At 67.8% G+C, this 370-nt stretch carries 1 protein-coding gene; it reads left to right on the top strand.

Annotated elements, in window-relative coordinates; translation table 11 throughout:
* The coding region (locus tag JK361_RS40765) for a condensation domain-containing protein (protein WP_201828291.1) at positions 1-370 on the top strand (370 nt) is incomplete at both ends.

Raw genomic sequence — 370 nt, 5'->3', positions numbered from 1 at the left:
GGACGAGGCGTTGGACGATCTGGTGGGGTTCTTCGTGAACACGCTGGTGTTGCGCACGGACCTGTCCGGTGATCCCACGTTCCGTGAGCTGATCGGGCGGGTGCGGGAGGCCGACCTGGCGGCTTACGCGCACCAGGACGTGCCGTTCGAGCACCTGGTCGAGGTGCTCAACCCGACGCGGTCCCTGTCCCGCCACCCGCTCTTCCAGGTCATGCTCGTCCTCCAGAACAACGACCAGGCCGACCTCCGCCTCCCGGGACTCGGCCTCGAGGTCGAGCAGCTCGGCACGCAGACGTCCAAGTTCGATCTCCTGCTCTCCGTACGCGAGCGGTTCGGCGCGGATGGCCGGATGCTCGGGCTCGAAGGGCAC

Origin of the sequence: Streptomyces musisoli, from assembly GCF_016741855.1 — a bacterium.
GTDB classification, from domain to species: domain Bacteria; phylum Actinomycetota; class Actinomycetes; order Streptomycetales; family Streptomycetaceae; genus Streptomyces; species Streptomyces musisoli.
This window is presented reverse-complemented; position numbering and strand designations above follow the sequence as displayed.